Genomic DNA, 16,172 nt, shown 5'->3' on the forward strand with positions numbered 1-16,172 from the left:
TGCAGACCACCCAACTACCGCGGCCATCACTCTCGTTGGCGCCACCAAACCCAAACGGGTCAAACGCCCACCAAAGCACTAAGTTACCGGTATTGCTATTAGCCTCGATCTTTCGTGATTGGCCGTCAGCTCTTGCTGGCGGCCTGTTTGCGTTCGGCGGCGTTCTTCGGGCGTGACGGAGGCCCGGCTATCGCGTCGGGTGTGCGCCGGGTTCCACGTCTCCGGTGGGGTGGTTCAGGTTCGTCGGGGCGGATGGATCTGCTGGTCAGCCGGGGTTCGGGAGGGTTTCGAGCCGCTGGATCGCGTCGGTGATGACGTTGGTCCAGGGCCAGTGTCGGGAGAATCTGAGGCATCGGCGCCGGCCGGTGGTGACGAGCTGGGCGGCGGCGGAGAACAGCCGCAGCCGCAGTCGGCGGGGCTCCCACCTGCGGGCTTTGCCGGTCAGGGCGAGCATGGACATCCAGGCCAGCAGGTCCAGAGCGAGTTGGATGATCTCCAGCCAGATCTGGTTCTGTGCGGTGTCGTGCAGGGGTAGGTTGCGCAGGCCGGTGGCGCGAGCGTTGCGGATGCGGTCCTCGGCGCGGGCCCGGCGGCGGTGCCGCAGCTCCAGCTGGGCGATGGGAGTGCTCGTGGTGTTGGTGGCGAGCAGGTCAGCCGCAGGCCGTCGGCGTCTGTGAGGCGCAACTGGGCGCCGGGGTGCGGACGTTCCTTGCGGACGATCAGCCGCATTCCCTTCGGCCAGCTCTTGAGGCAGTCGCCGTCAACCTCGGCGACCCAGGCGCCTTCGCGGATCTCACCGTCCGACTCGACGGCCACGGTCCAGGCCGAGGTGGGAACTCGTAGAACGGCCTGGTGGATGGCGTCAGTGATGGTCATCCCGACCGAGTAGGACAGCCACCGGCCGCGCTGGGCGAGCCAGGCCACGAACTCGTGGGTGCCACCGCCGGAATCGGTGCGGATCAGCGTCTGGCGTCCGCGCCGGTACTTCTTTGGCAGCTGGGCCAGGGCGAGTCCGGCGGTCTCTATGTGATCGGCGGCGGTATTGCTGCCTGCGTTCCCGGGCCGCAGCAGTCCGGCGACGGGTTCCCCGCTGCCACCGCTTTCGTGGTCGACGAAGGCCATCAGCGGGTGGTGCCCGAAGGTCTTCTTCCAGGTCGCGGCGGCATCCTGTTTCTCGGAGTGCGCCAGCACGAGCACTCCGTCGATGTCCACGGTCACCTGCCCGCCCATGTCCGGAGCCGCCGCCCCGGCCAACTTCCAGACCCGCTCGCGTACTTGCGCTCGTGCCGTTCGGATCGCCGCCAGGGGCTTCGGCCCGGCCGATGCGAGGGCGTCGATCAAGCGGGAGACGGTGGGGTCGGAGGCCACCGGCCCGAACACGGCCGGCTCGGCCCGCAACATGGCCACGTCTGCCAGGCAGTCACCGCCGAGCGCGACCGCCAGGGCGACATCCAGCAGGATCTTTCCCGGATCGTGCACCGCCCGCGCCTTGCGCCACGGGGCCAGCGCCGTCGATATCGCAGTGTCCAGGCCGGCCTTGCGGACCGTCTCCACCAGCAGGACGCCGCCCGCTTGCGAGACCACCTTCCGGCCACCGCCCCCGACGTGGACACGTGGGTATGAACCGATACGCTTCTTCACCTGAGAAGTGCTTCTTTCCTCGCAGCTAACAGGACCCTAGACAAGTCCCATCGTTGCAGGTCAGAGGCACTTTTCGCGTTCTCGACCAAGCCTTGGACGGCCACCCTCATGAAAGCGCGAGGTTAGCCCCCGCAGCAGGGGCCAAGTGAAGCCTGTCAGGTTCCAGAACTCGGCCTGGCTCTATGACCAGTGGCGATGGGTGGAGCACTACGTCCAGGGAATGATCTCGGGGTGTCGCTACGTCTGCTCTATCTGATCTTCAGCCGGCTGCTCGGCTGGTTCGCATTGCTCACCCGTTCCTCAGCGTCCAAGGACGTCGAGCTGCTGGTCCTACGTCATGAGGTCGCTGTGCTGCGCCGCGCGAACCCCAAGCCGCGCTTCGACTGGGCCAACCGCGCGTACCTCGCAGCTCTGGTCCGACAGCTGCCCCGGCAACTGCGACGGCACCGCCTGGTCACCCCTGACACGATGCTGCGTTGGCACCGCCGACTGGTGACGAAAAAGTGGACGTACCCGAACCACACGGGCCGCCCACAGATCGACCAGGCGATCGCCACGCTCATTGAGCAGCTCGCCCTGGAGAACGCGTCGTGGGGATACCAGCGCATCCAGGGCGAGCTGCTCAAGCTCGGCCACCACGTCCGCAGGGTCCTGAGGCGCCGGAAGATACCCCCGGCACCCCAGCGACAGACCGACACCACGTGGCGGCAGTTCCCGCGCACTCAGGCCTCGACCATGCTCGCCGTCGACTTCTTTCACGTCGACTGCGCGATCACCCTGCGACGGCAGTATGTGTTCTTCGCAATGGAAGTCGGCAGCCGCTACGTGCATACCCTTGGCGTGACCAGACATCCGGACGGGCCGTGGACCACGCAACAGGCCCGGAATCTCATGGCCGACCTCGGCGACCGGGCGTCCAAGTTCACGCTTCTCGTGCGGGATCGGGCAGGTCAGTTCAGTGCGTCGTTCGACGCTGTCCTGGCGGACGCGGGCATCGCTGTGGTGAAGATCCCTCCACGTAGTCCACGGGCGAATACGTACGCGGAGAGGTTCGTGCTCACCGTCCGCTCGGAGGTTACCGACCGGATGCTCGTCTTCGGCAAGCGCACGCCGAGAACTTAACCTTGCTTACTGGTTGTGGTCACGGCCTACCTTCTGGACCTGATTTGGAGGAGGTCCAGACGATGCCCGACTACACCATCGACGTGATCGCCGATGTGAAGACCACTCTCGGCGAGGGCCCTTTGTGGGATACCGAGCAACAGCTTCTGTATTGGATCGACAGCGCCGACGGGAGGATCTTCCGGGCCAGAGCGGACGGGTCGCGAATCCGCGCATGGGAGGTCGGGGAAAAGATCGGTTCCCTGGCGCTGTGCCGAGATGGCGAGCGCGCGATCGTCGCCCTGCAGAGCGGACTTGCGTTCCTCGATCTGCGCACTGGGCAGCTCGACCGACTGGTCGACCCGGAGCCCGACCTGCCGCACAACCGTCTGAACGACGGCAAGGTCGACAAGGCGGGCCGGTTCGTCTTCGGGTCGATGGACACCCTGGAGGCCTCACCGAGCGGCCGGCTGTACAGCTACGAGGAAAGCGGCCGACTGACGGTCCTCGACGAGGGCATCACGGTCTCCAACGGCCCCTGTTGGAGTCCCGACGGGTCGGCTTTCTACTTCGCGGACACCTGGACCAGTGAGGTCTGGCGTTACGACTACGACCAGGAAACCGGCGCCGCCACCAACCGCAGGAGCTTCGCCAAGGTCGACACCAGCACCGGAGGGGCCGCGGACGGAGCGACCGTCGATGCCGAAGGCTGCCTGTGGCAGGCCCTGGTCTATGGCGGGAAGATCATCCGCTACGCACCGGACGGCGCCGTCGACCGCGTGATCGACTTCCCTGTTCTCAAGGCGACCAGCGTCATGTTCGGCGGACCGGATCTGAGCACGCTGTACGTCACCTCCATGGCCAAGCCGCCGCTGCCGCGCTTCCCCGGCGACGGGCAGGCACGCGGATCGCTGTTCGCCATCGAAGGGCTGGGCGTACGAGGCGTACCCGAGAACCGATTCGGCCACCACCTCGGCGCACAGGCATGACGGCGCCACCCCGCGTGAGGAGCGCCGGCGTGCAACAACCGTCCCTTGGTTCACTTTTCAAGACCACCCACAAGTACTCATGGGTATCTCTGGGTGTCTGTTGGCTGATTTGGGTTCTCAACGCCTACGACCGGGAGATCATCCTCCGGCTCGGCCCCACGATCTCCCAGGAATTCCATCTCTCGCCGGGTGCATGGGGAGAGATCGCCTCCCTTGTGATGCTGTCGCTGGCCGTCCTGCCCATCCCGGGCTCGATGTTGAGCGACAGGGTCGGCAGCGGCCACCGCCGCGCGCGCTTCCAAACGCCATTGGTGATCGGCTATGCCGCGCTCTCCTTCATCTCGGGCCTGAAGTTCGTGAGTTCAAGCCTGGTCGGCTTCGTGGCGGCGCGTGTCGGTGTGAACCTCGGTACAGGGTGGGGGGAACCCGTCGGCGTCAGCAACACCGCCGAGTGGTGGCCGCGGGAACGTCGGGGCTTCGCGCTGGGGGCCCACCACACCGGATACCCCGTGGGGTCGCTGCTCAGCGGTCTCGTGGCGGCGGGCACCCTCTCCGTTCTGGGGCCGGACGACTGGTCGTACACCTTGTTCCTCGGCCTCGTCATCGCCATTCCGCTCATGCTCTTCTGGGGGCGTTACTCGACCGCGGACAAGATCGACGTTCTCTACTCCGACATTGCCGCGAACGGCTTGACGCCCCCTGAAGCGGATTCCGTACGGACGGGCTCCGCGCCCTCCGGCAAGAAGCTGCTCGTCGAGTGCTTGCGCCATCGCAACATCAGCCTGGTCGCCGCCACCACGCTGCTGACCCAGGTCGTCTACATGGGCATCAACGTGGTCCTGCCCGCCTACCTGCACCATGTGCTCGGTCTGTCGCTCGCCGCCTCGGCCGGCCTCAGCGTGGTCTTCACCGTCACCGGCATCCTGGGGCAAGTGCTGTGGCCCACGCTCTCCGACATCATCGGGCGCCGCCTGACGATCATGGTGTGCGGAGGGTGGATGGCCGTGTCCGTCGCCTGCCTGTACTTCGCCACGTCGTCGCTGCTCGTGGTCATCATCCAGCTCGCCTTCGGCCTGGTGGCCAACTCGGTCTGGCCCATCTACTACGCCGCCGTCTCTGACGTCGCCCCGGCGGGCGCCACCTCCACCGCCAATGGCATCGTCACGACGGCGATGTTCATCGGTGGCGGAATCGCGCCCGTGGCGATGGGCAGCGTCATCTCCCTGGGCGGCGGCTGGAGTTCTCCCACCGGCTACACCGTCAGCTTCCTGCTGATGGCCGTCTGCGCCGCGGTGGGGGCCCTCCTCCAATGCTTCGCACGTCAGGCCCCGGCGCCTCGAGATGCTGTCGTGACCCACTCGGAGACCCAGGGCGCGCGCACATGATTTCCGGCGCGTCACACTCGCCTCGCAAGAGGCGAAGATCCCGGGACCCGCCGCGTTCACTTCGTTGCGATCCGCGTTACAGGGCGGCCTCCCGCCCCTCCGCCCGGCCTTCGTGATCAGCACTCTCAAGCAGCTCGACCCCAAGGATGTCCCGGCGGCCGAGCGGCCCGAGTTGGGCGCATGCCGCGAAGAAGACGAAGCTGCGAGTGCTGGACGCGATCACGTCCGCATCCGCTCGCGCTGTGCCCAAGATCCGCGGCATGCGAGCCGCGCATGCCGCGTCGAAGCTCCACGAGGCGCAGGGCCCACAACCGCTTAAGGTTTCTTACCCCCACGAGGTGTCGTTACGGTCACGCAGTCCTGGTGCGGGCTCGCCGCACCACCCCGCACCGGAGGAACTCCATGGCCTCATCCGTGATCGTGGCCGGCGCCCGCACCGCCATCGGCCGACTGCAAGGAGCCCTCAAGTCCGTCTCGGCTTCGGACCTCGGAGGCGTGGCGATCGCATCCGCACTGGACCGGGCGGGGGTGCCGGGTGACCAAGTCGACGACACCATCATGGGGCAGGTCCTGACCGCCGGCGCCGGGCAGATTCCCGCCCGCCAGGCGGCCGTTGCAGGCGGCATTCCCTTGTCGGTTCCCGCGCTGACGGTCAACAAGGTGTGTCTGTCGGGGCTGAGCGCCATCGCTCTGGCCGATCAACTGATCCGTTCCGGCGAGGCCGACACCATGGTCGCCGGTAGTCAGGAGTCGATGTCTCAGGCGCCGCACTTGCTGCCGGGGGCGCGCGCCGGCTTCAAGTACGGGAACACGTCGCTGCTCGATCACATGGTGCACGACGGCCTGTGGGACGCCATCACCGACCAGGCGATGGGCGATCTGACCGAGTCGGTGAACGCCTCGGCGCATCACATCTCCCGCGCCGAGCAGGACGCGTTCGCCGCGCTGTCGCACCAGCGTGCCGCGGCCGCGCAGAAGAACGGTCTCTTCGACGCGGAGATCGCAGCCGTCGAGGTCCCGCAGCGGCGTGGCGGGCCGCTCGTCGTCGAACGCGACGAGGGCGTCCGGGCCGACACCACCGCGGAAAGCCTCGCCCGACTCAAGCCGGCCTTCGGGCGGGAGGGCACCATCACGGCCGGGACTGCGAGCCAGATCTCGGACGGCGCATGCGCCCTGGTCGTGATGAGCCGGGCGAAGGCCGAGGCACTCGGTCTGCCCTGGTTGGCCGAGATCGTCAGCCACGGGAACGTCGCAGGGCCGGACTCCTCGCTGCAGCTCCAACCGGCGAACGCCATCAGGGCGGCCTGTACGAAGGCTGGCCTCGACCCGTCGGAACTCGGTCTCGTCGAGATCAACGAGGCGTTCGCGGCGGTCGCTCTCGCTTCGGTCCGGGACCTCGGTGTGGACCCCGGCATCGTCAACGTCAACGGCGGTGCCATCGCACTCGGCCACCCGATCGGCATGAGCGGAGCGCGGGTCGTGCTGCATCTGACGATGGAGCTGGCCCGGCGTGGCGGCGGCACAGGTGCCGCCGGGCTGTGTGGCGGTGGCGGTGGCGGTGGCGGGCAGGGTGACGCACTCGTGGTGCGGGTTCCCTCTGCCTGACCGGTTCGCCGACCGGGAACTCAGCCCTCCTGAGCGGTGCGTGTCCACGAGACCAGAGCTTCCGGACGGCACCCGCAGGAGGTCCCGATCCGCAGCCGGTGCGGCTGGATGAGCACCTGTGGCGGTCCTCCGACACCGTCGACGCGCCTGATCAGCTGCTCGACCGACAGCTCGGCCATCCGCCGGCGCGGCACACTGATCGTGGTCAGTTCGGCCAGCATGGAGGCCGCAGGAAACACGCCGTCGACTCCGGTCACCGCCACGTCGTCGGGAACCCTGAGCCCTTGGCTCCTCAGCGCGCCGATCACCCCGGAGGCAATGGCGTCGGAGCCGCAGACGATCGCACGCGGGAGGTCTTCCCGCGCCATGAGCCGCTGCACGACCGTGTGTCCGCCCTCTGCGGTCAGGTAGGCGTTGAAGCGGCGGTGCGGCGGGAGCGACAGACCGATCGTCTGCGCCGTCCTGACGAAACTCGCCGCCCTGGTCGACGATGCGGACGAGTTCGGCGGCCCGGTGATGACCGCCACGTCGGTGTGGCCGTGATCCTCGACGATATGACGCAGGATGTCGGAGGCGACGGCGCCGTCGTCAATGCCGACGAAATCTGCGCGGAGGTCCGGGATCCGGCGGGAGAACTGGATGAACGGAACACCCGCACCGCGAAGACGCCGTACGACCTCACCGTCCTCCGGATGCAGAACCGTGATGACGATGCCGTCGACACGGCGAGTGATCATTGTGTCGACGACCTTGTCCAGCATTTCGCCGCTTTCCTGGGTATGGGCCAGGAAGACCTCGTAGTCACGTGCCCGAGCCGCGTCGATCACGCCCGCCGAGACCTCGGTGTAGAAGGGATTGGCGATGTCCTGGAGGATCAGCCCGATCACCCGGGTGCGCTCGCGCCCCTTGTTCCGCTGATGGGCCTGCAGCGGATAGCCGAGCTCTCGCGCGGTGCTCAGCACCTTGTCGCGCATGTCCCGCGACACCCCCGGGCGGTCGTTGAGAACGTACGAGACGGTCGCCGGTGACACCCCCACGGCCCGTGCGACATCGGCGGCCGACACCCTCATTCCGCGGATTCCGTGCTTGCGCACCGGGCGTTCACTGCTCATGGGGACATTCTCCTTCGCGGTCGCGCCGCCCTGCCACAAGGCTCGGCGGGTGGCCTCTTCCGGGACACCCGCCGAGCCTTGTGGCCTTTTGTCGCGGGGCGCCGCCCGGCCCCGACTGGCAATCGGGCTCAGGCGGCAGGCGTGGGAAGGGCGACGGTCAGCGGGGCCTCGGTCGCCGCCAGGACCTCGTCCGTCGAGACACCAGGAGCCAGCTCTACGAGCCGCAGTTCGCGCTCGTCGAGACTGCCCGGCACGGCGAGTCGCCCGGTGGCGCGGTCGACGACGTCGATGACGGCCAGGTTGGTGATGATCCGCTGGACCACGCGCTTGCCGGTCAGCGGCAGGGAGCACTCACGCAGGATCTTGGGGGACCCGTCGCGCGCCGTGTGCTCCATGAGCACGATGACCTTCTTCGCACCGTGCACGAGGTCCATCGCGCCGCCCATCCCCTTGACCATCTTGCCGGGGATCATCCAGTTCGCGATGTCACCGTCCGAGGAGACCTGCATGGCGCCGAGGACTGCCGCGTCGATCTTGCCTCCCCTGATCATTCCGAACGAGGTCGCCGAGTCGAAGAGGGAGGCCCCGGGGCGAAGGGTGATGGTCTCCTTGCCGGCGTTGATCAGGTCCGCGTCGACGTCGGCGTCGAGCGGGTAGGCGCCCATGCCGAGGACGCCGTTCTCGGACTGCAGCACCAACTCGACGTCGGCGGGGACGTAGTTGGGCACCAAGGTGGGCAGCCCGATGCCGAGGTTCACATACGACCCGTCGGTCAGCTCCGCGGCTGCTCGGGCCGCCATGTCCTCGCGCGTCCAGCTCATGTCGTCTCCCTGGTGTCGGTCATCGTGCTTCTTGGTATCGCCTGGTGTCGTGCCGGGGGCTCAGGCCATCGCCGGCTGGGCCACCGTTCGCTTCTCGATCCGCTTGCGAGCCGCCTGGTCCCCAGCGAGGGCCACCACGCGGTGCACATACACGCCCGGGGTGTGGACCTCACTGGGGTCGATCTCGCCGGGCTCGACGAGGTGTTCCACCTCGGCGATGGTGGTGCGGCCGCACATCGCGGCCACGGGGTTGAAGTTCTGTGCGGCGTACCGGTAGACGAGGTTGCCGTGCCGGTCGCCCTTCCAGGCGCGTACGAGGGCGTGGTCGGCGACGATCGCGTGCTCCAGGACGAATTCCTTGGGGCCTTCGGGCGTCGGGAAGGTTTCAACTCGCTTGGCCGGGCTGGCCTTGGCCACGGATCCGTCCGCGGCATAGAGCCAGGGCAGGCCGCCCTCCGCGATCTGGGTGCCGACGCCGGTCGCGGTGAAGAACGCGGGGATTCCCGACCCTCCGGCCCGCATGCGTTCGGCGAGCGTGCCCTGCGGCGTCAGCTCGACCTCGAGCTCTCCGGCGAGGTACTGGCGGGCGAACTCCTTGTTCTCCCCCACGTAGGACGCGACCATCCTGCGCAGCCGTCCGGCGCCGAGCAGCAGCCCCAGTCCCCAGTCGTCGACGCCGGCGTTGTTCGAGACGGCCTCGAGCCGGTCGGCCCCCTGTTGGAGCAACGCCTGGAGCAGGACCGCGGGAATGCCGCACAGTCCGAAACCTCCGACGGCCAGGGTGGTTCCGGACTCGATGTCCGCCACCGCCTCGGCGGCGCTTGTGACTACCTTGTCCACCGGTGACTCCTCCTGAGTCCTGAGTTCTGTCTCTGTGAGTGCGTGTTGGGGTGTTGTCGGTCCGCTCGCGTGAGCGAAGCGCACGACAGGGCGCTCACGCCACGCCGACGCTCGCGGCGACGTGTGCCAGGCCGGCGCGGCCGGGCTGATCCGTTCCCTGCTCACAGCGGCGTATCCACTCCACGACCGCGCGGTGGCCCGGTGTCGGAACGCCGAGGCTCTCACCGGTGGCGACCACGCCTCCGTTGATGACACCTGCCTCGGTGCGTGCCCCGCGTTCCAGGTCCTGCAGCATCGAGGCCTTGGTGGCCCCGAGATGCTTCATCACGGCGTCGACGCCTGCCGACGCGGCGGCATGGTCGGCGGCGCTGCGTACCACCAACTGCTTCGGGTCGACGCCCAGAAGCGACTGCAGCCGCGCGCCGCGCGCGAGGGCGACGTCGTACGCCTCGGTCCACAGCCGCAGCGCGGTGGCCAGGCCCTGCGGGTCGTCGGCCACCTCCCGGTAGGTCCATCCCGCGACGGCTCCCAGGCCGGAGAAGGTGCTGTTGAGCAGCAGCTTGGTCCAGACGGTGTCCTGCACTGAGTCGGACACCTGGACCTCGGCGACGGCGGAGAGCGGGCCCACGAGGTCGTTCGCCCGGCCGGTGGACTCGCCGTCCGGTTCTCCGATGATGAAGGGCGCGACCGTGGTCTGTTCCACGTGACCGGGGCCGCGGTTGGTCGCGCCCCACTCGGTGATGCCCACGAGCATGCGGTCGCGTCCGACCATCTCCTCGACGACGTCCTGGACCAGGCCGTTACCGAACACCACGTACGTATCGGCGAGTTCACGAATCAGCAGGGAGGCCAACGCGGGCTCCAGGGCGGTCGACTTCAGCATCAGCAGCGCGTAGTCGAAGCGGCCGTTGATCGCGTCGGGCGACTCGTAGGCGTCCAGGACAACGGTGAACTGCCCTCCCGGGGCGTCCACCTTCAGGCCGGTCTGCCGCATGCGTGCGACGTGTGCCGCGTTGGCGTCGAGGACGGCGACATCATGGCCGGCATGCGCCATGCGCGCGGCAGTGACACCGCCGATGGCACCGGCGCCGACGATCAGAATGCGGGGGCTCATCGCAGTACTCATTTCTGCGCCGTGCGTGCCACGGACGCGTCGTTCTTGGGGAAAAAGAGCCCGGCCAGAGCACCTACGGCGACCAGCGCGGCGACGAACCACAGCCCGGACAGCGGGTCGCCCGTCGCCTGCTCCAGCAGGCCCATCACATACGGACCGACGAAGCCGCCCAGAATGCCCAGGGTGTTCAGCAGGGCGATGCCGCCGGCGAGAGTGGCGCCGCTGAGCCGGGAAGACGGGACGGCGAAGATGATCGGCTGGACGACGAAGAAGCAGCACGCGGTCAGGCAGAACCCGACCAGGGCGACGACAGGCGATGCGAGCGCGGCGATCACCAGTCCTGCGGTCATGACGGTCAGTCCGGCCACGAGCATCGTCCGCGAGCGGCTCGCCGTGGTGGCGTACCGCGGCAGGAACACCGCGCCCGCCACGGCGAACACCCAGGGCAGCGCGGTGACCAGGCCAGTCTGGAAGCTGCTGAGGTGTCCCCAGGTGCCGATGATGGTGGGCAGGAAGTAGGTCAGGCTGTAGACCGCGATCTGGTGGCAGAAGTAGACGGCGATCGCCAGGACGATGTACTTGTCCTTCAGCACGCCGGCGAAGGAGTGCGTGCCGGACTCGGCAGCGCCCGCCTCCTGCTCGGCGGCCATGCGCTTCACCAGCCGGTCGGCCTGAGCAGTGGTCAGCCACTTGGCGTCACGTGGGCCGTCGGGCAGATACCGCCAGACGACGAAGGCGAAGACAATGGCCGGCAGTCCCTCCAGGGCGAACATCCACTGCCAGCCGGCGAGCCCGCCGACACCGTCCAGTTCGAGGAGCGCGCCGCCCAGCGGCGCGCCGATGATGTTGGCCACGGGCACGGCCACCAGGAACAGACCCATCGCGGCGACCCGCTGCCTGCGGGTGAACCAGTAGGTCAGATACAGCAGCAGACCGGGGAACAGCCCCGCCTCGGCGACGCCGAGCAGCACCCGCAGGACGTAGAAGGACTTCTCGCCCTGGACCAATGCCATCGCCGAGGACAGCAGGCCCCAGGTCAGCATGATGCGGGTGATCCAGAACCGTGCCCCGATCCTGTGCATGATCAGATTGCTGGGCACTTCGCACAACGCGTAGGCGACGAAGAACAGCCCGGCGCCGAGTCCGAACGCGGCCGCCGAAATGCCCAGATCGGCCTCCAAGCCTTCCTTGGCCAGACCGATATTGGTGCGGTCGACGAACGAGATGATGTACGCGGCGATCAGCAACGGCATCAGCTTGCGCATGATGAGCCGTGTTTCCCGAGCGTCTTCGGCTGTCTTCCCATGGCCGACGGTTGCTTCACTACCGGGCGTTGATGACGGCGGTGTCATGACGCTCCTTCTCGCGGGATACGGATTCGGCCGGAGCCTGCGACGGACGCCGCAGCCGGAGGGAGCCGAGCGCTCAGGACGGCTGTCGGCCCGCTGTCAGCGCGAAGGTATGCGTGACGCGAAACGTTAAGCAACGATAAGCCACAAGGTCCGGGTGCTTGTGTCCTTAACGTTGCTTACGGCTTGCCCCCCTCTCCATCCTGAGCCTGCCGATGGATGCCGGACACGTCACCGCAAGTGGAAACGACGCGCCGGTCGAACGATCAGAGAGGGCCGACGATGCCGAGCCGCAAGGTCATCATCACGAGCGCCGTGACCGGCGCGATCCACACGCCGTCCATGTCGAAGTACCTCCCGGTCTCCCCCGAGGAGATCGCAGAGGCGGCGATCGGCGCCGCCGAGGCCGGGGCGGCTGTGGTGCACATGCACGCCCGCGATCCCCGTGACGGCCGCCCGTCTCAGGACCCCGAGCACTTCGCGCCGATCCTGGACAGCCTCAAGCGCAACACCGACGCCGTCGTGAACCTGACGACCGGAGGCTCCCCGCACATGTCCGTCGAGGAGCGGATGCGCCCGGCCATGGAGTTCAAGCCCGAGCTGGCCTCACTGAACATGGGGTCGATGAACTTCGGACTCTATCCAATGCTGGACCGGTTCCAAGAGTTCGAGCACGACTGGGAGCGCGAGGGACTGGAGAAGAGCCGGGATCTCGTCTTCAAGAACACCTTCGCCGACATCGAGTCCATCCTCGCGGGCGGGCGGGCAAACGGCACTCGCTTCGAGTTCGAGTGCTACGACATCTCGCACCTCAACAACCTCTCCCACTTCCGCACCCGCGGTCTCACCGACGGCCCACTCTTCGTGCAGTCGGTCTTCGGGCTCCTGGGCGGCATCGGCGCCCACCCGGAGGACCTGATGCACATGCGCCGCACAGCCGACCGGCTCTTCGGCGACGGATACGAGTGGTCGATCCTCGGCGCCGGACGCAATCAGATGCCGCTCGCCACCATGGGCGCTGCCATGGGCTCCCACGTCCGAGTCGGCCTTGAGGACTCCCTGTGGATCGGCCCCGGTCAGCTGGCCGAGACCAATGCAGCCCAGGTCACTCGGATCAGGACCATCCTTGAAGCGTTGAACCTGGAGGTCGCCACGCCGGACGAGGCACGTCAGATGCTGGGCCTCAAGGGCCGCGAGAACGTGGGCTTCTGACGGGACTCCTCACGCATGCCTCTGATGGACGCCGCATGGTGAGGCCACCGTCTTCGGCGGCGAGTACATAGGCAGAGGCACGGCCCGAACGTTCACATGTCCTGGATGGCTCCCGCCCCGTATATGCCCAGCGTGGAACTGATCCTCGGATCTCACTCCCCTGCATGCCGCTCATGGCGAACGGATCGGCACTCCGGAACTGCTGAACCACCTGGTCGTCGAGGACGGCACGATCTGAAAGCCGGCCCAGGCTCCTGGCCCTGCCCCGCCCTGCCCTGCGAGCCGGACTCGGGCACCGCGGCGCGCGCACGAGGACTGACGCCCACAGGACACCGCACAGAGTCGGTCAAGGACCACCCGAGCTGTGCGGTCCCTGCTGTTTCGGCTCTCACCAACCGCCTATCAGGAGAACTGCCATGCCCAGCCCACAATCAAGGACGGCGTCCGCCACCGACGGCCTCGGCAGGCTTCGCGGAAGAGGGCGCCGTGTGGTGTTCGCGCCCGACTCCTTCAAGGGATCGGTCGATGCGCGCACCGCAGCCGAAGCCATGAGTGCGACGTGGCGCCGGGTCAGCCCCGAAGACACCATTATTGTCTCTCCGATGGCCGACGGCGGTGAAGGAACCCTCGATGCGCTGGCCGCCACGGACCTGCGGGCGGAGCGCCGCCCGGTCACCGTCCAGGGACCCGACGACCGTGAGGTGCATACGGAGTGGCTGCTCCTGCCCGACGGCCGCGGCGTCGTCGAACTCGCGGCTACCAGCGGCATCGGCCTCATCGAACAGCTCGCGCCGCTGTCTGCGCACACCCGCGGCTTCGGCCAGGCGATCCGTGCCGCCCTCGAAGCCGGCGTGAACGGTCTGGTGCTCGCGCTGGGAGGAAGTTGCTCGACCGACGGAGGCACCGGAGCCCTTCGTGAACTCGGCGCGCAGCTGACCGACGCGTCGGGGCACGAACTCGCCTTCGGCGGAGGCGCTCTCGCCGGCTGCTCCGAAATGCGGATGGATCTGATGCGGCCGGCCCCTCCCGGCGGGGTCGAGGTCCTCTGCGACGTCACCAACCCGCTCCTCGGAGGCCTCGGGGCTGCGCACGTGTTCGGCCCGCAGAAGGGAGCCTCTCCGGAAGAGGTCCTGGACCTTGAGCGGGCACTGGGAGTCTTCACTGACGTTGCCGCGAGAGCACGCCCTGCCACCCGCCATCTTGCTGACGTACCCGGTGCCGGTGCGGCCGGTGGGACGGCTTTCGGGCTGCTTCTGTGGGGCGGGCAACTCGTCGAAGGAGCCGCAGCGGTCGCCCGGGCCAGCGGGCTGACGGAGGCCGTTCGCTCTGCTGACCTGGTGATCACTGGCGAGGGCCGCTTCGACGCGCAATCAACAGCCGGCAAGGTTCCCTCCTTCGTCCTGGACCTCGCGGATCGCCAACACGTCCCCACGGCTCTGGTCGCAGGGGACGTCCAAGGGGCAACCGACCGATTCGTCACCAGCGTGTCGTTGACCGACATCGCCGGGTCGCGGGACGCGGCGATGTCGGCGCCTGAGCGGTGGCTGTCCGCGGCGGCATCCAAACTGGCTGAGCACAAACTTGCACGCACCGAGGCGTGACGGGCCGGGTTGTCGCAATACACCTGGCGGTTCGACCGCAGCAAGGCCCGCAACAGACGTGCCGCCTCCGTCTTCAGGGGCGGGGCGACTCTGGGGCTGCAACGAAGCGTAGGTCGATCTCGTCATGGAGAGCCCGGCAGCCCACCGGAACCTCCATTCGTGCGAGAACCTCGAGTCCGTCAGCCGGTGGCGCAGCGGCATACTGTGGCGTCGGTGTCTGGCCTGCCTGGGGCGGCCCGGGCGGATCGCATCCGTCCGGGCCGCCTGGGGCTCATCCCCGTTCAGGAGCGGTTGCACCGGTTAGCGGTGGACCTTGAGGCAGGGGTTCCCCGACGACTTGGTGGCCACGGCGCACAGCCACGTCCCGTTCGGGAACTTCCGGTTGATCTTCCAGGAGGCCGAGGCGAACTTTGTCATGCCGGCGCTGGTGAATTTGGCCAGCTTCCAGCGGGTCACGTTAGAACTGCTCGCCGAGCTACCCGTGTGCTTGTACACGCGGAACTTCTCACCGTTGCGCTGTTTGTCGGACGACACAGTGATGCGGTCGACGTGCAGTCCCTTACCTTCGACGTAGATCGATACCGACCCGTCGGTGTCGTCCCCACTCATCGGTACCGACGCCGAGGAGGCGGGAGCGAGCAGCAGGACAACGGAAGCGGTCATCAGACAGGCCTTGACCACATTTTTCCCATGATCGCCCTAACTCACATGCCAATTCATGCGGATACAGCCTCCTCGACGATGATCACCCAGGGAGCGATTTATATGACCACGTCAGGTGCATGATGTCATCCGAACTGGTACCCCGCCCCTCGCTCCCGCTCCCCTGGCTCATTGCAGCGCATCTTGAGCAGCCGCGGCGGGCGCCAAGGCGTGGTGGGTGAGGGAGCGTTGCCAGCGGGCTTCCAGAGCCGCGAGGACGCTGTCGGCGACGTGGGCGTAGACGTCGGCAATGCCTTTGAGGATGTGGCCCAGGCGGCGGGCCTGGGCTACTTCGGGGATGTTGTCGTCGATGAGCCAAGTCTTCTGGGTATGGCGAAGGTTGTGGAAGATGAGGCCGGCTTTGATGCTCTACCTGTTCGCGACGCTGCACCTGCCGAGAACCCTGGTCACGGTGATGCTGACGGCCTACGGCATCATGATCGGCTGTGCTGCTGCGTCTGCCTAACTCTCGATGACGAATGCCTTCACCGCGCTCCGACTGCTGCCGACGAGCGAATGTGACAACGACGCCGAGCTCCTCGTGCTCCGCCACCAACTCGCGGTCCTTGAGCGCCAACTGCAGAGAGACCGGGTACGGTTCGCGCCCTAGTACTCCAGCAGGATTTCGCTGTCTGACCTGGTCTTTTCGCCGGGTGGCGGGAGTGTAGCGGGACTTCGATCGTGCGGGGGCGGTCTCACG

At 67.5% G+C, this 16,172-nt stretch carries 13 protein-coding genes and 1 pseudogene; 7 read left to right on the forward strand and 7 right to left on the reverse strand.

Features of this window, described 5'->3' with window-relative positions:
* Positions 1 to 265 precede the first annotated feature (265 nt).
* Positions 266 to 1,641: pseudogene (locus ACZ67T_RS45220) on the reverse strand (IS1380 family transposase).
* A 231-nt stretch (positions 1,642 to 1,872) separates the two neighbouring features.
* On the opposite strand from ACZ67T_RS45220, the gene ACZ67T_RS45225 reads away from it, so the two are divergent.
* From ACZ67T_RS45225 to ACZ67T_RS45240, 4 genes are all read left to right on the forward strand, one after another.
* Positions 1,873 to 2,763 carry an integrase catalytic domain-containing protein gene (locus tag ACZ67T_RS45225; protein WP_469992777.1) on the forward strand — a complete coding sequence of 297 codons (891 nt, stop codon included), beginning with the start codon at positions 1,873 to 1,875 and terminating at the stop codon, positions 2,761 to 2,763.
* Positions 2,764 to 2,825: 62 nt separating this feature from the next.
* On the forward strand, positions 2,826 to 3,731 hold the full coding sequence (locus ACZ67T_RS45230) for an SMP-30/gluconolactonase/LRE family protein (protein ID WP_469992779.1): 906 nt from the start codon (positions 2,826 to 2,828) through the stop codon (positions 3,729 to 3,731).
* Complete coding sequence (locus ACZ67T_RS45235; RefSeq protein WP_469992780.1) at positions 3,728 to 5,116, forward strand: MFS transporter; 1,389 nt, start codon at positions 3,728 to 3,730, stop codon at positions 5,114 to 5,116. Before ACZ67T_RS45230 ends, ACZ67T_RS45235 begins: the two co-directional genes overlap by 4 nt.
* 402 nt (positions 5,117 to 5,518) lie before the next feature.
* Positions 5,519 to 6,721, forward strand: a complete 1,203-nt coding sequence (locus ACZ67T_RS45240) for an acetyl-CoA C-acetyltransferase (protein ID WP_469992781.1) — start codon at positions 5,519 to 5,521, stop codon at positions 6,719 to 6,721.
* 20 nt (positions 6,722 to 6,741) lie between these two features.
* Here the strand turns inward: ACZ67T_RS45240 and ACZ67T_RS45245 are convergent, their stop codons facing one another.
* The 5 genes from ACZ67T_RS45245 to ACZ67T_RS45265 all read right to left on the reverse strand — a co-directional run bounded on the left by ACZ67T_RS45245 (position 6,742) and on the right by ACZ67T_RS45265 (position 11,873).
* On the reverse strand, positions 6,742 to 7,833 hold the full coding sequence (locus ACZ67T_RS45245; protein WP_469992782.1) for a LacI family DNA-binding transcriptional regulator: 1,092 nt from the start codon (positions 7,831 to 7,833) through the stop codon (positions 6,742 to 6,744).
* A 128-nt stretch (positions 7,834 to 7,961) separates the two neighbouring features.
* The gene (locus ACZ67T_RS45250; RefSeq protein WP_469992783.1) at positions 7,962 to 8,654 is read right to left on the reverse strand and encodes a 3-oxoacid CoA-transferase subunit B; all 693 of its coding nucleotides are present in this window, start codon (positions 8,652 to 8,654) and stop codon (positions 7,962 to 7,964) included.
* 60 nt (positions 8,655 to 8,714) lie between these two features.
* Entirely contained in the window at positions 8,715 to 9,494 is a 780-nt protein-coding gene (locus ACZ67T_RS45255) for a CoA transferase subunit A (protein ID WP_469992784.1), read from the reverse strand.
* 94 nt (positions 9,495 to 9,588) lie between these two features.
* A complete protein-coding gene (locus ACZ67T_RS45260) occupies positions 9,589 to 10,608 on the reverse strand; it encodes a ketopantoate reductase family protein (RefSeq protein WP_469992786.1) in 1,020 nt (339 codons plus the stop codon).
* 8 nt (positions 10,609 to 10,616) lie between these two features.
* On the reverse strand, positions 10,617 to 11,873 hold the full coding sequence (locus tag ACZ67T_RS45265) for an MFS transporter (protein WP_469992788.1): 1,257 nt from the start codon (positions 11,871 to 11,873) through the stop codon (positions 10,617 to 10,619).
* A gap of 366 nt (positions 11,874 to 12,239) precedes the next feature.
* Between ACZ67T_RS45265 and kce the strand changes: the two genes are divergently transcribed.
* Together kce and ACZ67T_RS45275 are read left to right on the forward strand one after the other, a co-directional pair.
* Positions 12,240 to 13,169, forward strand: a complete 930-nt coding sequence (gene kce, locus ACZ67T_RS45270) for a 3,5-dioxohexanoate:acetyl-CoA acetone transferase (protein WP_469992789.1) — start codon at positions 12,240 to 12,242, stop codon at positions 13,167 to 13,169.
* Positions 13,170 to 13,660: 491 nt separating this feature from the next.
* The gene (locus ACZ67T_RS45275; protein ID WP_469992793.1) at positions 13,661 to 14,770 is read left to right on the forward strand and encodes a glycerate kinase; all 1,110 of its coding nucleotides are present in this window, start codon (positions 13,661 to 13,663) and stop codon (positions 14,768 to 14,770) included.
* Positions 14,771 to 15,070: 300 nt separating this feature from the next.
* Here the strand turns inward: ACZ67T_RS45275 and ACZ67T_RS45280 are convergent, their stop codons facing one another.
* Positions 15,071 to 15,433, reverse strand: a complete 363-nt coding sequence (locus ACZ67T_RS45280) for a hypothetical protein (RefSeq protein ID WP_227298472.1) — start codon at positions 15,431 to 15,433, stop codon at positions 15,071 to 15,073.
* Positions 15,434 to 15,604: 171 nt separating this feature from the next.
* On the opposite strand from ACZ67T_RS45280, the gene ACZ67T_RS45285 reads away from it, so the two are divergent.
* Complete coding sequence (locus tag ACZ67T_RS45285; protein ID WP_469992791.1) at positions 15,605 to 15,994, forward strand: hypothetical protein; 390 nt, start codon at positions 15,605 to 15,607, stop codon at positions 15,992 to 15,994.
* Positions 15,995 to 16,172 lie beyond the last annotated feature (178 nt).

This window comes from Streptomyces sp. NPDC107517 (assembly GCF_055582645.1).

What these genes read in the sequence shown, in the direction of transcription:
- ACZ67T_RS45260 (WP_469992786.1), bottom strand. Translation starts at nt 10,608, where the DNA reads ATGAGCCCCCGCATTCTGATCGTCGGCGCCGGTGCCATCGGCGGTGTC.
- ACZ67T_RS45230 (WP_469992779.1), top strand. Translation starts at nt 2,826, where the DNA reads ATGCCCGACTACACCATCGACGTGATCGCCGATGTGAAGACCACTCTC.
- ACZ67T_RS45240 (WP_469992781.1), top strand. Translation starts at nt 5,519, where the DNA reads ATGGCCTCATCCGTGATCGTGGCCGGCGCCCGCACCGCCATCGGCCGA.
- ACZ67T_RS45265 (WP_469992788.1), bottom strand. Translation starts at nt 11,873, where the DNA reads ATGCGCAAGCTGATGCCGTTGCTGATCGCCGCGTACATCATCTCGTTC.
- ACZ67T_RS45280 (WP_227298472.1), bottom strand. Translation starts at nt 15,433, where the DNA reads ATGACCGCTTCCGTTGTCCTGCTGCTCGCTCCCGCCTCCTCGGCGTCG.
- kce (WP_469992789.1), top strand. Translation starts at nt 12,240, where the DNA reads ATGCCGAGCCGCAAGGTCATCATCACGAGCGCCGTGACCGGCGCGATC.
- ACZ67T_RS45245 (WP_469992782.1), bottom strand. Translation starts at nt 7,833, where the DNA reads ATGAGCAGTGAACGCCCGGTGCGCAAGCACGGAATCCGCGGAATGAGG.
- ACZ67T_RS45235 (WP_469992780.1), top strand. Translation starts at nt 3,728, where the DNA reads ATGACGGCGCCACCCCGCGTGAGGAGCGCCGGCGTGCAACAACCGTCC.
- ACZ67T_RS45250 (WP_469992783.1), bottom strand. Translation starts at nt 8,654, where the DNA reads ATGAGCTGGACGCGCGAGGACATGGCGGCCCGAGCAGCCGCGGAGCTG.